At 34.8% G+C, this 16,053-nt stretch carries 17 protein-coding genes; 12 read left to right on the top strand and 5 right to left on the bottom strand.

All coding sequences use genetic code 11. The features are described 5' to 3' along the window. Positions 1–33: 33 nt before the first annotated feature. Positions 34–798 (bottom strand): DUF817 domain-containing protein, encoded by a 765-nt coding sequence (locus tag RBB48_RS12365; RefSeq protein WP_098134282.1) that lies wholly within the window; start codon positions 796–798, stop codon positions 34–36. Positions 799–1,073: 275 nt separating this feature from the next. Between RBB48_RS12365 and RBB48_RS12360 the strand changes: the two genes are divergently transcribed. The 5 genes from RBB48_RS12360 to RBB48_RS12340 all read left to right on the top strand — a co-directional run bounded on the left by RBB48_RS12360 (position 1,074) and on the right by RBB48_RS12340 (position 5,149). Continuing rightward, entirely contained in the window at positions 1,074–2,108 is a 1,035-nt protein-coding gene (locus tag RBB48_RS12360) for a FecCD family ABC transporter permease (RefSeq protein ID WP_306007704.1), read from the top strand. Continuing rightward, a complete protein-coding gene (locus RBB48_RS12355; RefSeq protein ID WP_106382885.1) occupies positions 2,109–3,125 on the top strand; it encodes a FecCD family ABC transporter permease in 1,017 nt (338 codons plus the stop codon). Positions 3,126–3,146: 21 nt separating this feature from the next. Beyond that, complete coding sequence (locus RBB48_RS12350; RefSeq protein ID WP_060487827.1) at positions 3,147–4,055, top strand: iron-hydroxamate ABC transporter substrate-binding protein; 909 nt, start codon at positions 3,147–3,149, stop codon at positions 4,053–4,055. A 216-nt stretch (positions 4,056–4,271) separates the two neighbouring features. Continuing rightward, complete coding sequence (locus RBB48_RS12345) at positions 4,272–4,823, top strand: GNAT family N-acetyltransferase (RefSeq protein ID WP_264460944.1); 552 nt, start codon at positions 4,272–4,274, stop codon at positions 4,821–4,823. 98 nt (positions 4,824–4,921) lie between these two features. Next, the gene (locus RBB48_RS12340; protein ID WP_001047525.1) at positions 4,922–5,149 is read left to right on the top strand and encodes a coiled-coil domain-containing protein; all 228 of its coding nucleotides are present in this window, start codon (positions 4,922–4,924) and stop codon (positions 5,147–5,149) included. A gap of 72 nt (positions 5,150–5,221) precedes the next feature. On the opposite strand, the gene RBB48_RS12335 is transcribed toward RBB48_RS12340, so the two are convergent. Next, the gene (locus tag RBB48_RS12335; protein ID WP_306007703.1) at positions 5,222–6,547 is read right to left on the bottom strand and encodes an ArsB/NhaD family transporter; all 1,326 of its coding nucleotides are present in this window, start codon (positions 6,545–6,547) and stop codon (positions 5,222–5,224) included. Positions 6,548–6,809: 262 nt separating this feature from the next. Here RBB48_RS12335 and RBB48_RS12330 point away from each other — a divergent pair, with 262 nt between their 5' ends. Beyond that, positions 6,810–7,160 carry a YojF family protein gene (locus RBB48_RS12330; RefSeq protein ID WP_000407039.1) on the top strand — a complete coding sequence of 117 codons (351 nt, stop codon included), beginning with the start codon at positions 6,810–6,812 and terminating at the stop codon, positions 7,158–7,160. 15 nt (positions 7,161–7,175) lie between these two features. Continuing rightward, the gene (gene bshB2, locus RBB48_RS12325; protein ID WP_088064103.1) at positions 7,176–7,838 is read left to right on the top strand and encodes a bacillithiol biosynthesis deacetylase BshB2; all 663 of its coding nucleotides are present in this window, start codon (positions 7,176–7,178) and stop codon (positions 7,836–7,838) included. 260 nt (positions 7,839–8,098) lie between these two features. Here bshB2 and RBB48_RS12320 read toward each other — a convergent pair whose 3' ends face one another. Together RBB48_RS12320 and RBB48_RS12315 are read right to left on the bottom strand one after the other, a co-directional pair. Continuing rightward, positions 8,099–8,527 carry a cytidine deaminase gene (locus RBB48_RS12320; RefSeq protein ID WP_000021272.1) on the bottom strand — a complete coding sequence of 143 codons (429 nt, stop codon included), beginning with the start codon at positions 8,525–8,527 and terminating at the stop codon, positions 8,099–8,101. A 106-nt stretch (positions 8,528–8,633) separates the two neighbouring features. After that, positions 8,634–9,185: a DUF5823 family protein gene (locus RBB48_RS12315; protein WP_088064102.1), complete on the bottom strand. Its 552-nt coding sequence runs from the start codon at positions 9,183–9,185 to the stop codon at positions 8,634–8,636. Between the two features lie 363 nt (positions 9,186–9,548). Between RBB48_RS12315 and RBB48_RS12310 the strand changes: the two genes are divergently transcribed. Both RBB48_RS12310 and RBB48_RS12305 read left to right on the top strand, forming a co-directional pair. After that, a complete protein-coding gene (locus tag RBB48_RS12310) occupies positions 9,549–10,748 on the top strand; it encodes a multidrug effflux MFS transporter (RefSeq protein WP_306007702.1) in 1,200 nt (399 codons plus the stop codon). Between the two features lie 579 nt (positions 10,749–11,327). Beyond that, positions 11,328–12,719, top strand: coding sequence for an amino acid permease (locus RBB48_RS12305; RefSeq protein ID WP_060487822.1), 1,392 nt, complete (start codon positions 11,328–11,330; stop codon positions 12,717–12,719). 48 nt (positions 12,720–12,767) lie between these two features. Here RBB48_RS12305 and RBB48_RS12300 read toward each other — a convergent pair whose 3' ends face one another. Continuing rightward, a complete protein-coding gene (locus tag RBB48_RS12300) occupies positions 12,768–13,787 on the bottom strand; it encodes a zinc-binding alcohol dehydrogenase family protein (protein WP_306007701.1) in 1,020 nt (339 codons plus the stop codon). Between the two features lie 310 nt (positions 13,788–14,097). Between RBB48_RS12300 and RBB48_RS12295 the strand changes: the two genes are divergently transcribed. The 3 genes from RBB48_RS12295 to RBB48_RS12285 are packed head-to-tail and all read left to right on the top strand — an operon-like array spanning position 14,098 to position 15,833. Then, positions 14,098–14,427, top strand: a complete 330-nt coding sequence (locus RBB48_RS12295; RefSeq protein ID WP_001102638.1) for a PadR family transcriptional regulator — start codon at positions 14,098–14,100, stop codon at positions 14,425–14,427. Further along, entirely contained in the window at positions 14,414–14,977 is a 564-nt protein-coding gene (locus RBB48_RS12290; RefSeq protein WP_306007700.1) for an HAAS signaling domain-containing protein, read from the top strand. The genes RBB48_RS12295 and RBB48_RS12290 overlap by 14 nt, the downstream gene beginning before the upstream one ends. After that, positions 14,967–15,833 carry a DUF4097 family beta strand repeat-containing protein gene (locus RBB48_RS12285; RefSeq protein ID WP_000608749.1) on the top strand — a complete coding sequence of 289 codons (867 nt, stop codon included), beginning with the start codon at positions 14,967–14,969 and terminating at the stop codon, positions 15,831–15,833. The genes RBB48_RS12290 and RBB48_RS12285 overlap by 11 nt, the downstream gene beginning before the upstream one ends. The last annotated feature ends 220 nt before the right edge of the window (positions 15,834–16,053 follow it).

The raw sequence follows: 16,053 nt of genomic DNA, 5'->3' as shown, positions 1-16,053 counted from the left end.
TAATGAGTGATGGGCTTTTTTACATAATCAGCATTATCTTTTTGACTCCTTCAAATGTTTGAGTTGTGTAACAATTATAATGCTAATAACAACGAGTAAAAACCACGAGCTAATTTTACTTAAGTGAACGAGATTCCATGCTTCCCGTTGATTTGGATATTGCCATGCTCCGAAAAATGTTGCGATGTTCTCTGCAATCCAAATAAAGAAACCAATAAGGAAAAAGGAGAGAACGAGTGGCATTTTATATGTAACGCCTCGTAATGAAAATTCTACAAATGTCCGAAAGAAAACGATGAATAAAAGTACAGTTAATACCCATCTAAAGTCATATAGAAAATGATGTGTAAAAAAATTAAAGTAAATCATTGCTCCTAGAGGTATTGCAAAAATAACTTTTGGCCAATGATGCATTTGCAAATGTAATCTTCTCCACGCCTGGCATATGTAACTAGCGACACTTGCATACATAAAGCCACTGTAAAGCGGCACTCCAAAAACTTTTGAATATGCCTCTTCCGGATAACTCCATGAACCGAAATGTACTTTATATATTTCTAGTAGAAGGCCGATGAGGTGGAAGACAGTAATTACTTTTAATTCATCTTTCGTCTCAAGTCCAGTCTTGTACATGATCCACTGCATAAGAAGACATACGATGAGTATGAAATCGTAGCGGTATAACCCTGGGCTAGAAATGATTTTTGATAGGGCTAGTGTTAAGAAAATAACGACTGGGAATAAACAAGATAATGCTTGCTCGTAAGTGAAGTGTAGTAGTTGTTTTATATAGAACATTGTGTCACCTTCGATGTTTTTGTTGGAAAACTCAAAATAATGACTAAGTATACTACAATTTAAAAAATAAGCCAGTAGTTTATTTTTCATGTATTTGTAAGTTTTAGAAAGGAATTGTAATAAGTATTTTAATATTTAACGAAGTAAAAAAATAGTTTGCTATTTAAAAAAAGTGAGGATATAATATCTAAATGAAAATGATAATTATTATCAGTAATGATTATAAATTAAAAATAATTATAAAAAACAACTGCATATAAAGGATGAAATGAAACATGTTACATAAGTTTGCTGTACATGCTGGCAATAATCGCTGGATACATATTAAGTTCATATGTTTCATGAGCTTAACAATTTTATGTTTAATCGGATCTATATTTTTAGCTATTGCATTCGGTGCAAAGGATATCCATTTGCAAACCGTATGGGCAGCGATTTTTGATTATAATCCGAAATTAACGCAGCACCAAATTATTTATGAATTAAGGCTCCCAAGGGTAATTGGCGCAGCAGTTGTAGGAGCAGCTTTTGCAGTCGCTGGTGCTGTAATGCAAGAGGTAACACGAAATCCTTTAGCTGATGCAGGTGTGCTTGGTATAAATGCAGGTGCGATGTTTGTAGTAGCACTTAGTTTTGCCTTTTTCCCGCATATGCCGTATTCCTATTTAATGATTGTTTCCTTTATTGGAGCGGTTTTAAGTACAGTACTCATTTTTATTATCGGATCAGCAACATCAGGTGGATTAACACCAATGAGGTTAACGATTGCAGGGGCAGTTATGGCCGCGCTATTGCATTCGTTGAGTTCAGGTATCGCGATTTATTATGACTTAAGTCAAGATTTAGCGTTTTGGTACGCTGGTGGTGTTGCAGGGGTTAAGTGGGAACATTTGAAGTTTTTAGTTCCGATTATTCTTATAACGGTTCTTTTTGCGATAGTGATAGGGCGATCTATTTCACTCATATCAATGGGGGATGACGTCGCTACGAATTTAGGAGTAAAAACGAACCGAACGAGAATACTAGGGATGATTATAGTAGTCATTCTTGCAGGTGTATCTGTTTCAGCTGTTGGTTCTATCGGATTTGTAGGACTCGTTATTCCGCATATTGCTAGAAAATTAGTTGGTGTGAATTATCGACTCATTATTCCTATGTCAGCGTTATTAGGAGCTATGTTATTAGTTTTAGCTGACTTAGGGGCAAGAACAGTAAACCCTCCTAAAGAACTCGCGATAGGAATTATGGTAGCTCTTGTTGGAGTTCCGTTCTTCCTCTATATAGCACGTAAAGTTGGGAGGGAGCTATAAGTGAAGGATCTTTTGAACACAGATAAAAAGAGAGCTATTACTGTAACTACAATTTTTGGTTGTATTAGTATCGCTGTCATTTTAATTAGTTTAAATACAGGGACACTGAGCCTAGCGCCACTTAAAGTAATTCAAACACTTTTCGGTTATGGTGATTTTGAGAGCGCAACAGTGCTATACGATTATCGTATGCCAAGAATTATTATTACAATGTTAGCTGGTATTGGCCTTGGGATTTCCGGTGCGATTTTGCAAGGGTTATCACGTAATGCACTTGCAGACCCTGGTATTTTAGGATTACATGCAGGTGCATCTTTCGGGCTAATTATATTTGTTACTTTCTTTCATTCTATTAATGAGAATGCATCGATTTTAATACCGTTATTTACATTTGGTGGGGGAATACTAGCTGCATTTTTAATTATTATACTTGCGAGTGATCGATCAAAAGGTTTACTTCCTATTAGACTTATTCTCGTTGGTATTGCTGTTTCAGCTGGATTTAGTGCAATTTCGTTATTTTTCTCTCTCAAGTTAAATGATGAGACATATACATTCGCTTCTAGATGGTTAGTTGGTAACGTGTGGGGAAGGGATTGGATTCATGTCCTTGCATTATTACCTTGGATTTTCATACTAACCCCGTATGCATGGCTAAAATCTAAAACGTTAAATGCATTGTCACTAGGTGATAGTGTGGCAGCAGGACTTGGTGTTTCTGTTCAAAAAGAACGGTTACTCCTTTTAGCTACAGCGGTTGGATTATCTTGCGCGAGTGTATCGATGGCAGGAGGGATTGGTTTTATCGGTTTAGTTGCTCCGCATATTGCAAGAAAGTTAGTAGGTACTACGTATCAACATTTCCTTCCACTAGCTGGCATTATCGGAATGATTGTTTTAGTACTAGCAGATACGATAGGTCGTTCTATATTCGAGCCAAATTCTATTCCAGCTGGTGTAGTAGTGGCAGCTTTAGGAGCACCGTATTTTCTTTATTTACTTACAAAAACAAAATAAATACTTCAAAGAGGAGAACATATGAAAAAGAAACTTACTATTTTATTTAGCATGATGTGTATTTTAGTATTAGCAGCATGTGGTCAAACGAAATCTAATGAAGAGGCAACGAAAAAAACTGAAAAAAGTAATGAGCCGAAAATCGCTTCTATGTCCATTCATTTAACGAATAATTTACTGGCATTAGGAATTACACCTGTAGGCTCCGTTATTGGTGGAGATTTAAAAGATTTCTTACCGCATGCAAAAGAGCAGTTGAAAGATACGAAGAAACTTGGTGTTGTAACGGATCCGAATATGGAAGCATTACTTCAATTGAAGCCAACTGACATTTACGTGGATGAAAAATACGCGGGCAAAGATTTAGCGAAATACGAAAAAATTGCAAAAACACATTCTTTCAATTTAGATGAAGGTACGTGGAGAGATCAGTTAAAACAAGTTGGTAAACTTGTAAACCGTGAGAAAGAAGCGGATACATATATTCAAGATTACGAAGAGCAATCAAAACGAGTAAAAAGTTTAATAGATAAAGAATTAGGTAATAACGAAAAAGTAATGGCAATTCGTGTTACTGCAAAAGAATTACGTGTATTTAGTACGAAAAGACCGATGGGACCAATTTTATTCCAAGACTTAGGATTACAACCTGCAAATGGTGTAGAGAAAATTGATGGAAATCGTCCTTTCGAAGTGATTTCACAAGAAGTATTACCTGACTTTGATGCAGATGCTATTTTCGTTGTTGTAAATAGAGACGATAAGGCAAAAGCTGCATTTAAACAACTTCAAGAAACACCAATTTGGAAAGACTTAAAAGCTGTTAAAGGAAAGCACGTATACATTATTAATGACCAACCATGGCTTGACTATTCTGCTTTAGGTAACAAAATGGCAATGGATGAAGCAGAGAAAATGTTTACGAAATAATATCGATTCGTCGTTAGGAAGATCCTCTAAATTTTGAGGGTCTTTTATTATTGTTAGAATAAATGAAAAATTATACAATGAATGTAATTTAATGTAGAGGAGATGTGCCAATGTCAGCGCTTATTGTAAGTATCCCGTGTATAAAGCAGTTTATAGAATAAGGGGATAAATAGGCTAAAATAAGTATCCCCGTTATTAAAAAAGGGGGAGTTTGAAATGACAATGAATCTTTTTCAAAATAAAACGATTAAATTATCAGTTATGAGAGAAAACGACGCTGAAGTAATGGCTAAATGGCAAGAAGATAGTGAGTATTTAAGAAACGTCGATACAGATATAGCATTTCCGCAATCGTTACATGAAATAGCGAGTGATGGGCTATTAAAGGGACGAAGATCGAATAGTGTTTCTTTTATGGTAAGGACAGTTCAAGATGATCACTTAATTGGTTTTGTTGCAATTCATGGCATAGAGTGGAATAACAGAATGGGTTTATTAGCCATTGGTATAGGAGATGCAAATGATAGAGGGAAGGGATATGGAAGAGAAGCGATCCATCTTATCTTAAAATATGCTTTCTATGAATTGAATTTGCACCGCGTCGGTCTTGATGTTATTTCTTATAACAAAGCTGCTATTGAGTTGTATAAAAAGATGGGGTTTCAGATGGAAGGTTGTATGAGAGAAGCGGTTCAAAGAGATGGGAAGTGTTTTGATCGTATCATTATGGGGATATTAAGGGATGAATGGATGGAGCTGCAAGGTTAGAAAGTACATTCGAAATTATATATGTAGTATGCAGGAGATATAATGATAATTGGCGAAAATTTACAGTGTGTTGATTGAATTTATAAGGAGTATGAAAAATGAATTTAGAAAAAAGTAAACCAGTAAATGAAGAGGTCGCTGAATTGAAGGAACTAATTAAAGAATTACACGGAAGTGTACATCAACTTCAAAGTGAAGTGCAGCAACTAAGGCACGAAAGACCAGTTGTTGAAGTGCGAAAGGGTGTTCAACTATCACCAACAATCGTTGGACAAATTGGTGGTATGATTTTAGGTGGTTTAGCAATTATCGGTATATTTTGGTGATGAAAAAAAGGTTTGAAGCATAGTGCTGCAAACCTTTTTTATTTGACGATATAATTTCATGCAATACAACTTTTACATTAAATAACGTAAATATATGTAAGCATGTGATAACAATAGCGCAATAATTGTTAACGGTAAACCAATTTTTAAGAAGTCCATATACGAGAAAGCATGTCCTTCACGTTTTGCAATACCAGCAACGACTACGTTTGCGGATGCGCCGATTAATGTTCCGTTTCCTCCTAAGCAAGCTCCAAGTGATAACGCCCACCATAGTACTTCGATTTGCGGAGAGTCGACAGATAGTCCGAGTCCTGTAGCTAAATCTTGAATAAGCGGAATCATCGTTGCGACAAAGGGGATATTGTCAATTGTCGCAGATGCGATGCCCGATACCCATAAAATAAGTACCGCAGCGAAACCGATATCACCGTTTGTTACGTCGAGTACTTCTTTTGCGAGAGAAGAAATAAGCCCGATATCAATTAATCCGCCAACGAGAACGAATAGTCCAGCAAAGAAGAAAATGGTTACCCATTCAACGTGGGCAAATACATCTTCAATATCATGTTCTTTTACTCCGATTAGCATAAGAAGTGTAGCGCCTGTCATCGCGATAACTGCAGCGTCTACATGAATAATCGAATGAAGTACAAAGCCTAAAATAGTTAGTCCTAAAATTGAAATGGATTTTAAAAGGAGGCTTTGATCTTTAATATAATCTTTTTCGTTCAATGCCATTAATATTTTAATTTGCTCAGTTGTTGTTTTTAGTTTGTTGCGATACATAAAGTAAATAATACCAAGTGTAACGATAGAGATAATGATTACGATTGGAGCTAAGTTTAGTAAAAAGGTATTAAAGTCTAAATGCTTGTTTGCTGATCCAATCATAATGTTAGGTGGATCACCGATTAATGTTGCTGTTCCACCTATATTTGAAAATAGTACTTCTGAAATCAAATAAGGAACAGGGTTTACTTTTAAAATACGTGTAATGGACAGTGTAACAGGAACGATTAGTAGAACGGTCGTTACGTTGTCCAAAAAGGCAGAACCGACAGCAGTTAATAGGGATAGTAATAATAAAATGCGGATTGGTTTTCCACCAGCTGCCTTCGCTGCTTTAATGGCCACAAATTCAAATACGCCTGATTGACTCGTAATATGTACGAGAATCATCATCCCAATTAAAAGGGTAATCGTTTCCCATTGAATATGTGATGTGAAAGCAGTATGTAAATCTACAACTCCAAAAATAATCATAATAGCAGCGCCGAATAGTGCGATTACAGCACGATTCAATTTCTCAGAAATAATAAATCCGTACGTGATTAAAAATACGGCAATTGCAAAATAATATTGCCAATTTGCTACTTCATGTGCTGATTGTTCCAATCATGTCACCTTCTTTAAAGTATATATTCAATTGTCAAAATGTATCTCGCTGCATAAATACGGGATAAAATATATTGTAGCAAATTCAAAAAAGAAAGAAAACTATTTAACAAAGTGAAGGAAAAAATATATTTTTTACATATCATATAAAAAATATAAAAAACACAGTGCAAATTATTAGGAAAAGTGGGCGTTGTCCTCTAATATAGAGATAGCAATTTACATTATTTTTGCGTAAAATGGTTTAAAGAGGTGAATTCCGATGGAAATAGTAAAAGATAGTTCTCTTATTCAAAATGAAATTGAACGTTTTGTAAATAAAGATGTATATATTCATTTAGAAACAACGAACGGAGCGTATGCGTCACACTTTAACGAAAAGATGATGACAGTTGGAGCATTCATTCGAAATGCAATTATTCGCTTTGAACGTGGGAAGATTACTGGAACAAATCCATACCGAGTTGGTTTGAAAATGGATCATGGCTGGGTATATGCAGAAGGTATTACGCACTGGGAAGTAGACGATAAAGAGCGTTTATTACTTGCAGGGCATGATAACCAAGGCCGCTTAGCAGTTGCACTTGAGTTAAGCTTAACGCCATTTAAGTAAGAAGGAGGGAAACTTATGGAGAGACATGTACTTGTTGTATTTCCGCATCCAGATGACGAAGCATTTGCTGCTGGAGGAACAATTCGCTTATTAACAGATCAAGGAGTACCTGTAACGTATGCATGTGGTACTTTAGGACAAATGGGACGTAACATGGGGAAAAACGTATTCGCTAACCGTGAAACGATTCCAAATATCCGTGAAAAAGAATTAAAAGATGCATGTGAAGCGATGGGAATTCAAGATTTAAGAATGCTTGGTTTCCATGATAAAACGTTAGAATTTGAAGATGTTGATTTCGTTGCAGATAAAATTGAAGCAATCATTCAAGAAGTAAATCCATCTCGAATTATTACATTTTATCCAGAGCACGGCGTACATCCAGATCATGATGCATTTGGCCGCGCAGTTGTTCGCGCTGTATCACGTATGCAAAAAGAAGAGCGTCCAGTCATTCATGCCGTTGCGATTACGAGAAATCGCGAAGCTGTATTAGGTGAGCCGGATGTTGTAAATAATATTAGTGAAGTATTCGAGCATAAATTAGCTGCACTAGGTGCGCATCGTTCACAAACAGAAGCGATGTTAGAAGAAACACACGTAAAAATCAAAAACAAAGATGCAGCAACATTAAAATGGCTGCAACTGGAACAATTTTGGACTTATAAATGGGAGTAGGCTAGAAGGGGACCTTCTAGTAGCTCTTACATAGAAAAAGCACCGTCATTTGGACGGTGCTTTTTTAGTGAATAACTTTTAATTTCCGCTATTTGCGAGCAGATTTCACTTTATCCCGCATTAACGGGCAGTAAGCCTACCACCTGGAAATTCAGAAAAAGCAAAGAAGGTAGGTGGAGGCGGACTGCCCGTAAAAGCCCGATTGGTTCAACTAATAATCAGTGGGGATGAACAAAACCCACACTGATTAAAGTTTCACTTTATCTTGTACTCCATTCTTTTGTAAATTCATCATGGTATGCTTCGCTCCAATGGTATGGCTGCAACTCTTTTAACGGTTTGAAAATGATATCTTGTTTAGAATTTGTAATGGCGCATAGTACTTCTGGTCCCCAATAAAATAAACGTTCTTGGCATACACCACAAGGTGATAATACTTTTAATTCAGAATGCTCATTTTCCCTTGCAAGACAAATAGAATGTGTAACTTTCTTATGAAATTTATGTGCTTCTAAAATTGCACCTGTTTCCATACAAAGTTCTGTTGAAGCGTTTATTACGTCAGGGGCCACACTTGTATAAATGGATCCATCTTCTACACGGATTGCTGCAGCTCCGCCCCAATTATGTGGATATCTTTGGTCAATTAAATTTTTCACTGCATCATATAATTGTTGTTCAATGCTCAATTGTATGTCCTCATTTCTGTTTAATTTTCGATTCAATGACTGTTATTTTTTTAGTAATACCGTTAAAAAAGAATAGTCACTCAATTTTAAACTATAAATGCAAGAATTACTTTTCATCTGCATACTTTTCCTCTAAGGCAATTAATAGAGGAATTGATATAGTTACAAGAATGATTAAAGTGGTTATAAAAGATTTAGAAAGAGCAAAAGAACCTTCGATTAAAGGTGATAAAAACTTGAATGAAAGTATACTTGTTATTAAGGAAACTACTAAAAAGCTAAAAAGAGACACATTTTTATTTTTGATAGATGTTTCTATAAAATCTTTAAGACAGCTTATGACGACAAATATAGTTAATATAATAAGAGAAATAAAATAATGTGTTAAATTTGTCATACTAATAGTAGGACCGTCTATTATGTAAGCAAGTAACTTAGATACTAACATACCTCCAAATAATAAAATAATAAAAGCAAGTAATCCTTCCGATGTATAAGTGCTGAAATTATCTTTCTTGTTAAAGAGTTTATAATTCAGAGTAGATTGGCTTATTTGCATTAGGAATAGGATAATAATCCACACATAATATACAATTGGTAATTCTCCTGAGAATAGAGCGATCAGGAAATTTATTACTGTCCTTAAAATTTCAATCATTACGAAAGGCCTCCTGTTTGCAAGCTTTACGACATTAAAAATGCTGGTCTATCGCTTGATAATTAGAACTATTAATTCAAACTATTTCTAATTATTCCATAAAAAGGTGGTAGCTTCAAGTTATCTTTTTAACAAAGCTTCCAAGGCTCAACACTAGAAAAAGAAACGCAATATGTAATATAATTGAAAAAGTATATATTAAAATCAATGTTAATATTACCCTCCTATAAGTATTAACATACGTAATTGAGGTGTTTTCTTTGTTGTTTTATGATCGAATTTCTATAATGGCCCCTCCTGTTCCGTAGCTTAGGAAAGTCTTTTTATTTCTGAGATTTTCAAAGTTATAGGAGGGTATGAAAAATGAAAAAAGTCTCAGTACCATCAATTTTGTTAATGATTATTCTTGTCGCATTTCCGCAAATTAGTGAAACGATTTACACACCGTCTTTACCTGACATTTCAAAGGCGTTACACGTAAGTAATAATGAGGTACAGTTAACACTTAGTGTGTATTTTGCTGGATTTGCTTTAGGTGTATTTTTTATTGGATGGTTATCAGATATAATTGGCCGTCGCCCGGCAATGTTATTTGGAATTGTCGTATATGGCGTTGGGAGTTTCTTATGCTTTATTGCAAATTCCATTGAAGTTTTATTGCTAAGTCGTTTTATTCAAGCGTTTGGAGCAAGTGCTGGCTCTGTTGTTACACAAACGATTCTTCGTGAAAGTGTAGAAGGGCATAAGAGGCATGCTATGTTTGCTCAAATCTCGGCAGTCATTGCTTTTACACCAGCGATAGGGCCGTTAATTGGTGGTTTTCTTGATCAAATGTTTGGATTTAAAATCGTATTTTTAAGTTTAGTAGTTATGAGTATCGGGATTTTTCTGTATACGTTTGTTTCTCTTCCCGAAACAAAAACGGACTCAGTAACGAATAAAATAAATGTATTCTTAGTCTTGAAGAGGTTAATTACAAATCCGAAAGTAGTAACATATGGGTTATTAATTGGAGGAGCGAATGGTGTTTTATTTAGCTATTATGCAGAAGCGCCGTTTATCTTTATTGAATACTTTCAGTTATCGCCTAGTATGTATGGACTTCTAGGAATTGTTGTTGCTTCCGCTTCTATTATTGGAGCGAAAGTTTCTAAACGATTGCTTGCCACGTATAAACCAGAGAAGATTATATATATCGGTTGTCTTGTAATGACAGGAGGAGCTATCCTTTTATCTGTTATTACGTTTGTTGGATCAAATCCGAATGTAATATATATGATTGTATTTTTAGTAGCGATGTTTATATTGCTATTAGGAATTGGGATAGCGTTACCTAACTGCTTAAGTTTAGCATTAGTGGATTTTCAAGATGTCATTGGTACAGCCGGAGCATTGTTTAGCTTAGGGTACTATGTAATTGTGACGATGACAGTTTGGGGAATGAGTCAACTTCATACGGGCTCGTTACTCGTGATGCCACTTTATTTTCTGGCTATTGTAGTTATCATGATGGTGTTTACTAAAGTGTTTATTTTAGGTAAACAAACTTCAAAAATGATTTAAATATGAAATGGTAAAAGAGTCTCGTTTTTTAATGAGACTCTTTTATATTTTATCCTGCTGTTTTGAGGCAGTAAGATTCCTACCTCAAAATTGGGCTGGACTAAAGAAATCAGTAGTTTATTAATATATTAAATTTCTGGTTAGTATATGAATCGGACGTGTGGGAAATTACGTTATCAACTATAAAGATTGAAGTACATGAGATGTGAAACCTAGGAAGAAATACTCTCCTCGGTTATTTATACTGTAATAATATTCATGCCGGAATCATATTGAATAGATGTATTTTATTGTTAATTTAGTTAAAAATTAATCAGACTTATGTATAATAATTTATTGAAAAAATAATTGAACTTTTCAGATAAATGAATTAATATAAGGTAAGTAATTTTAAGATTTATAGAATATTGGAAGATGAAAGGTTTTGAGAATTTTGTAAGAGGCAAAAAACGATTTTAGGATAGCTTTAAAGCTAGTGTAAAATGACGTTTGCTTCATCATTTTCAGGGCCGAAAGGAATTAGGGGAAAGCATCTTGTTTTAAAATGCGGCTATGAATCATCTAAGAGGGGGAAGTGAAGTGGCAAACAAGGAATTGAAAAGGGGCTTAGAAGCACGTCATATTCAAATGATCGCTTTAGGCGGAACGATTGGTGTTGGTTTGTTTATGGGGTCGGCCAGCACGATTAAATGGACAGGTCCGTCAGTAATGCTTGCTTATGCAATTGCAGGTATTTTTATCTTCTTCATTATGCGTGCGATGGGTGAAATGTTGTATATGGAGCCGAGTACAGGTTCATTTGCGACGTTCGGTCATAAGTATATTCATCCGCTAGCTGGCTATATGACAGCGTGGAGTAACTGGTTCCAGTGGGTTATCGTTGGGATGTCAGAAATTATTGCGGTTGGAGCATATATGAAATATTGGTTCCCGGAATTACCAGCTTGGATACCAGGCGTAATCGCAATGGTTATTCTTGGCGCAGCTAACTTAATTTCTGTTAAGTCATTTGGTGAATTTGAATTTTGGTTTGCGATGATTAAAATCGTTACGATTCTATTAATGATTATTGCGGGATTTGGACTTATTTTCTTTGGAATTGGTAACGGTGGAGAAGCGATTGGCATATCTAATCTTTGGTCAAATGGCGGTTTCTTTACAGGTGGTTTTTCAGGATTCTTCTTTGCATTATCACTTGTAGTTGGTGCATACCAAGGTGTGGAATTAATTGGTATTACTGCTGGTGAAGCGAAAAACCCGAAGAAGACACTTACAAGAGCGATTCAAAGTACAATTTGGCGTATTTTAATTTTCTATATTGGTGCTATTTTCGTTATTGTAACTGTATATCCGTGGGATCAATTAAGTACAATTGGTAGTCCGTTCGTAGCAACTTTTGCGAAGGTTGGTATTACGGCAGCAGCTGGACTTATTAACTTCGTTGTTATTACAGCGGCAATGTCGGGTTGTAATAGTGGTATTTATAGTGCGGGCCGTATGCTTTATACATTAGGTGTAAATGGACAAGCGCCGAAATATTTCACGAAACTTTCTGGAAATGGTGTACCTTTATTCGGTACAGTTGGCGTAATTATCGGTTTAGCGGTTGGTGTTGTTTTAAGTTATATCGCACCGAAAAACTTATTCGTATATGTATATAGTGCGAGCGTACTTCCTGGTATGGTACCATGGTTCGTCATTTTAATTAGTCAAATTAATTTTAGAAAAGAAAAGGGAGCAGAGATGAAAGATCATCCGTTCAAAATGCCATTTGCTCCTGTTACAAACTATTTGACAATTGCCTTTTTAATTATGGTATTAATCGGAATGTGGTTTAACGATGATACACGTATTTCATTAGTTGTAGGTATTGTTTTCTTAGCTATCGTCACAATTAGTTTCTATGCTTTCGGAATAGGGAAACGACCTCCGTTAGATGTTCAAAATGATCAAGAGATTTCAAGTAAATAAAGAAAGTGAAAAATCCGATTTCTCATATGGAAATCGGATTTTTTACTATTAAAATTTCTCTAAAACGATTTTCCCAATGGTACTTCCGCTTTCAAGCAGAGCATGTGCTTTCTTTACGTTTTCAGCGTTAATTGGTGAAAGTGTTTCATTTAATGTAGTCTTTAAAATACCTTCATCTAATAGTTCGCTTACTTTATTTAATAGTTCGTACTGCGTAATCATATCGCCAGTTTCATACATTGCTTTTGTGAACATAAACTCCCAAACGAATGTAGCACTTTTACTTTTTAAAATACCCATCTCAAGAGGGTGTTCATTTTCTACGATAGAGCAAATTTTTCCTTGTGGTTTAATGAGGTCACATATTGCTTGCCAATGTTGATCTGTATTGTTTAAGCAGAAAATATAATCTACGTCTTTTAGCCCAAACTCTAATATTTGATCTTGTAAAGGCTGGTGATGGTTAATAATATAATCGGCACCAAATTTTTCAACCCAGTTTATCGTTTCATTACGGGATGCAGTTGTGATTACATTCAGTCCAGCCCATTTTGCAAGTTGGATGGCAATCGAGCCAACACCACCAGCGCCACCAATAATTAAAATGTTTTTGAATGTATTCTCATCTTTCTTATTATAATCAATACCTAAACGTTCAAATAAACCTTCCCAAGCCGTGATAGCTGTTAAAGGAAGTGCTGCAGATTCAGCATCACTTAACGTTTTTGGTTTCTTTCCAACGATTCTTTCGTCAACTAGGTGGTATTCACTATATGTACCTTGTCTCGTAATGCTTCCAGCGTAAAACACTTCGTCGCCTTCTTTAAATAACGTACAACCTTCGCCAGTTTGCACGACAACACCACTAGCATCCCAGCCAAGTATTTTCGCTACATCTTCTTTTTTATCTTTCGGAGAGCGAACTTTTGTATCAACTGGATTAACGGAAATAGCGTTAATTTTAACAAGTATATCTCTTCCTGTAGCAACAGGTCTTTCAACTTCAATATCAATTAAACTGTTTTCTTCTTCAATAGGTAAGTATTCATGTAAACCAATTGCTTTCATTTGTATTCCCTCCATTAAAGTAAGAGTCATTTACTCTTTTATTATAGTAGGTAAAGCGTCATTATGTAAAAAAGTTGAGTTCTTTCCATTTTGTAAAAGAGCTGTTTCAACTTCATTTAGAACTTTGTAACTGGCGAGCAACACCCATCACTCTGATTTTATAAGCGTCGGATGAGAGGTATACTTATTTTTCCAGTGTACCTTGCAATGAACAATACCAAGTGTTATATTATACTTGTAGTTATTCGTTATAAAACAGTACTAAATAATAAACAGTAGTGGATATCAATTAGAATAGGGTGAATGAATATTGAATGTACAATTTAAAAAAGGAGTTTTAGAACTTTGTGTTCTTGTCTTACTGGATAAGCAAGACCGTTATGGATATGAATTAGTTCGAAATATTTCCAATCGAATTGAAATATCAGAAGGGTCTGTTTATCCTCTTCTTCGAAGGCTAACTAAGGAAGAATATTTTACAACGTATTTACAGGAGTCTTCAGAAGGCCCTTCAAGAAAGTATTATACACTGACGGATAAAGGTAGAACGTATTTGTATCAACTTTTGGAGGAATGGAATGAGTTTTCACAAGGTGTCAATCAATTAATTAAAGAAGGTGTAGGTAATGACGAAAGATAAATTTTTACAACAATTAAATGTATCTCTAAAAAGGTTATCTGATAAAGAGCGTGCAGATATTTTAAAAGATTATGAAGAACATTTTACTTTCGGATTAGAGGAAGGGAAAAGTGAAGAAGAAATTGCAACTTCATTAGGCTCTCCAGCTCAAATCGCCAAAGAGTTATTAGCAGATTATCATATTGAGAAAGTAACAGCAAGTGCAACAACAGGAAATGTTTTTCGGGCAATTTGGGCAGTAATTGGATTAGTTTTTTTTAATTTGTTAATCGTGCTTGGACCTGCAATTACATTAGCGGCATTAATTTTTTCAGGATGGATTCTAGGTATCTCATTTTTAGGCGCACCATTACTTGTTTTAGTTGATACTATTATACATCCAAATACATTCTTGCTATTTAATCTTTTTGTTTCTTTAGCACTTTGTGGACTTGGATATTTCATTGTTATTGCTATGTTATTTTTAACGAAGCTAGCAAAGAATGGATTTGTTCGTTATTTAAAGTTCAATATAGCATTAGTAAAAGGTGGTTTGAAGCATGATAAATAAAAAGAGTCTTTCAATCATTGCAGGTATTATTTTCATTATTGGTATTATCGGAAGTTTATTCACTTATCGTTCAATTGCTGCAGTACCAATTTCAGAAGAAAAGGTCGTTAATAATAATAATGTGTCAAGCGTCATTATTGATACAAATAACGTTCGTGTTAATATCAATCCTACAAAAGATAGTAACGTGAAAGTAAAATTAGATGGCGAGGTTAATCCAAACGTAAAAAGAACATTAGCTACGGATGAGGAAGATTCAACGCTTCTCATTTCTTATAAAGAAAAACAACAGAGCTGGTTCAACTTTAATATTTCTGAAGTATTGGCTCCATTAACATTAAATGTGTATCTACCCGAAAAACAATATGATTCATTAAAAGTTTCCAATAATAATGGCTACGTTTCTGCTAAAAAACTAAACGCAACACATTTTAATATCAATACAAGCAATGGACATGTTGAATTAAGAGGAATCAATTCGCCAAAAATTATCGCAGAAGCAAACAATGGAATTATGGATTTCAAAGATGTATTGGCACAAAATATTCATGTGAAATCGAACAACGGACGAATAATGCTAGACCATGTTGAAGGTGAAATAGAGGGGCAAACTAAAAATGGAAGTCTTACTCTTAAAACGAATGAACTGGATCGAAATCTCAATTTTATGACTCATAATGGGAAAATTAATATTGAAACCGAAAAAGAACCAACTAATGTTCAATTTAATGTTTCTGTCGACAACGGCAGCGCGAATATCCTGAATAAATATAACGGGAATACGGTTATTGGAAAGGGAGAAAATATAATTAAATTAAACACACATAACGGAAATATTACAGTGAAAAACCAATAGCATATTACCTTTTATAATCTCAGCTCGTCGCACATAAAGAGCAATAATAAATAAAAAAGAACCGACTCCTTTTTTCAACATATAGGTAGTCGGTTCTTTTTTATGTAACCTTCGTTTAAGTGTGTATCCTTTTCGTATTTCAAAATACAAACAGTTGATTTATTACCCTGGATTCTTAGAAAAATAACGAATAATAATTAAAAGTGTAAGGAGAATTTGT

The organism is Bacillus sp. MMSF_3353 (assembly GCF_030733445.1).
In the GTDB taxonomy this organism is placed as follows: Bacteria; Bacillota; Bacilli; order Bacillales; family Bacillaceae_G; genus Bacillus_A; species Bacillus_A wiedmannii.
Note: the sequence above shows the minus strand (reverse complement) of the source record. Positions and strands in the feature narration are given on the sequence as shown.

What these genes read in the sequence shown, in the direction of transcription:
- RBB48_RS12365 (WP_098134282.1), bottom strand. Translation starts at nt 798, where the DNA reads ATGTTCTATATAAAACAACTACTACACTTCACTTACGAGCAAGCATTA.
- RBB48_RS12300 (WP_306007701.1), bottom strand. Translation starts at nt 13,787, where the DNA reads ATGAAAGCAATTGGTTTACATGAATACTTACCTATTGAAGAAGAAAAC.
- RBB48_RS12350 (WP_060487827.1), top strand. Translation starts at nt 3,147, where the DNA reads ATGAAAAAGAAACTTACTATTTTATTTAGCATGATGTGTATTTTAGTA.
- RBB48_RS12345 (WP_264460944.1), top strand. Translation starts at nt 4,272, where the DNA reads ATGACAATGAATCTTTTTCAAAATAAAACGATTAAATTATCAGTTATG.
- RBB48_RS12330 (WP_000407039.1), top strand. Translation starts at nt 6,810, where the DNA reads ATGGAAATAGTAAAAGATAGTTCTCTTATTCAAAATGAAATTGAACGT.
- RBB48_RS12285 (WP_000608749.1), top strand. Translation starts at nt 14,967, where the DNA reads ATGATAAATAAAAAGAGTCTTTCAATCATTGCAGGTATTATTTTCATT.
- RBB48_RS12290 (WP_306007700.1), top strand. Translation starts at nt 14,414, where the DNA reads ATGACGAAAGATAAATTTTTACAACAATTAAATGTATCTCTAAAAAGG.
- bshB2 (WP_088064103.1), top strand. Translation starts at nt 7,176, where the DNA reads ATGGAGAGACATGTACTTGTTGTATTTCCGCATCCAGATGACGAAGCA.
- RBB48_RS12360 (WP_306007704.1), top strand. Translation starts at nt 1,074, where the DNA reads ATGTTACATAAGTTTGCTGTACATGCTGGCAATAATCGCTGGATACAT.
- RBB48_RS12310 (WP_306007702.1), top strand. Translation starts at nt 9,549, where the DNA reads ATGAAAAAAGTCTCAGTACCATCAATTTTGTTAATGATTATTCTTGTC.
- RBB48_RS12315 (WP_088064102.1), bottom strand. Translation starts at nt 9,185, where the DNA reads ATGATTGAAATTTTAAGGACAGTAATAAATTTCCTGATCGCTCTATTC.
- RBB48_RS12340 (WP_001047525.1), top strand. Translation starts at nt 4,922, where the DNA reads ATGAATTTAGAAAAAAGTAAACCAGTAAATGAAGAGGTCGCTGAATTG.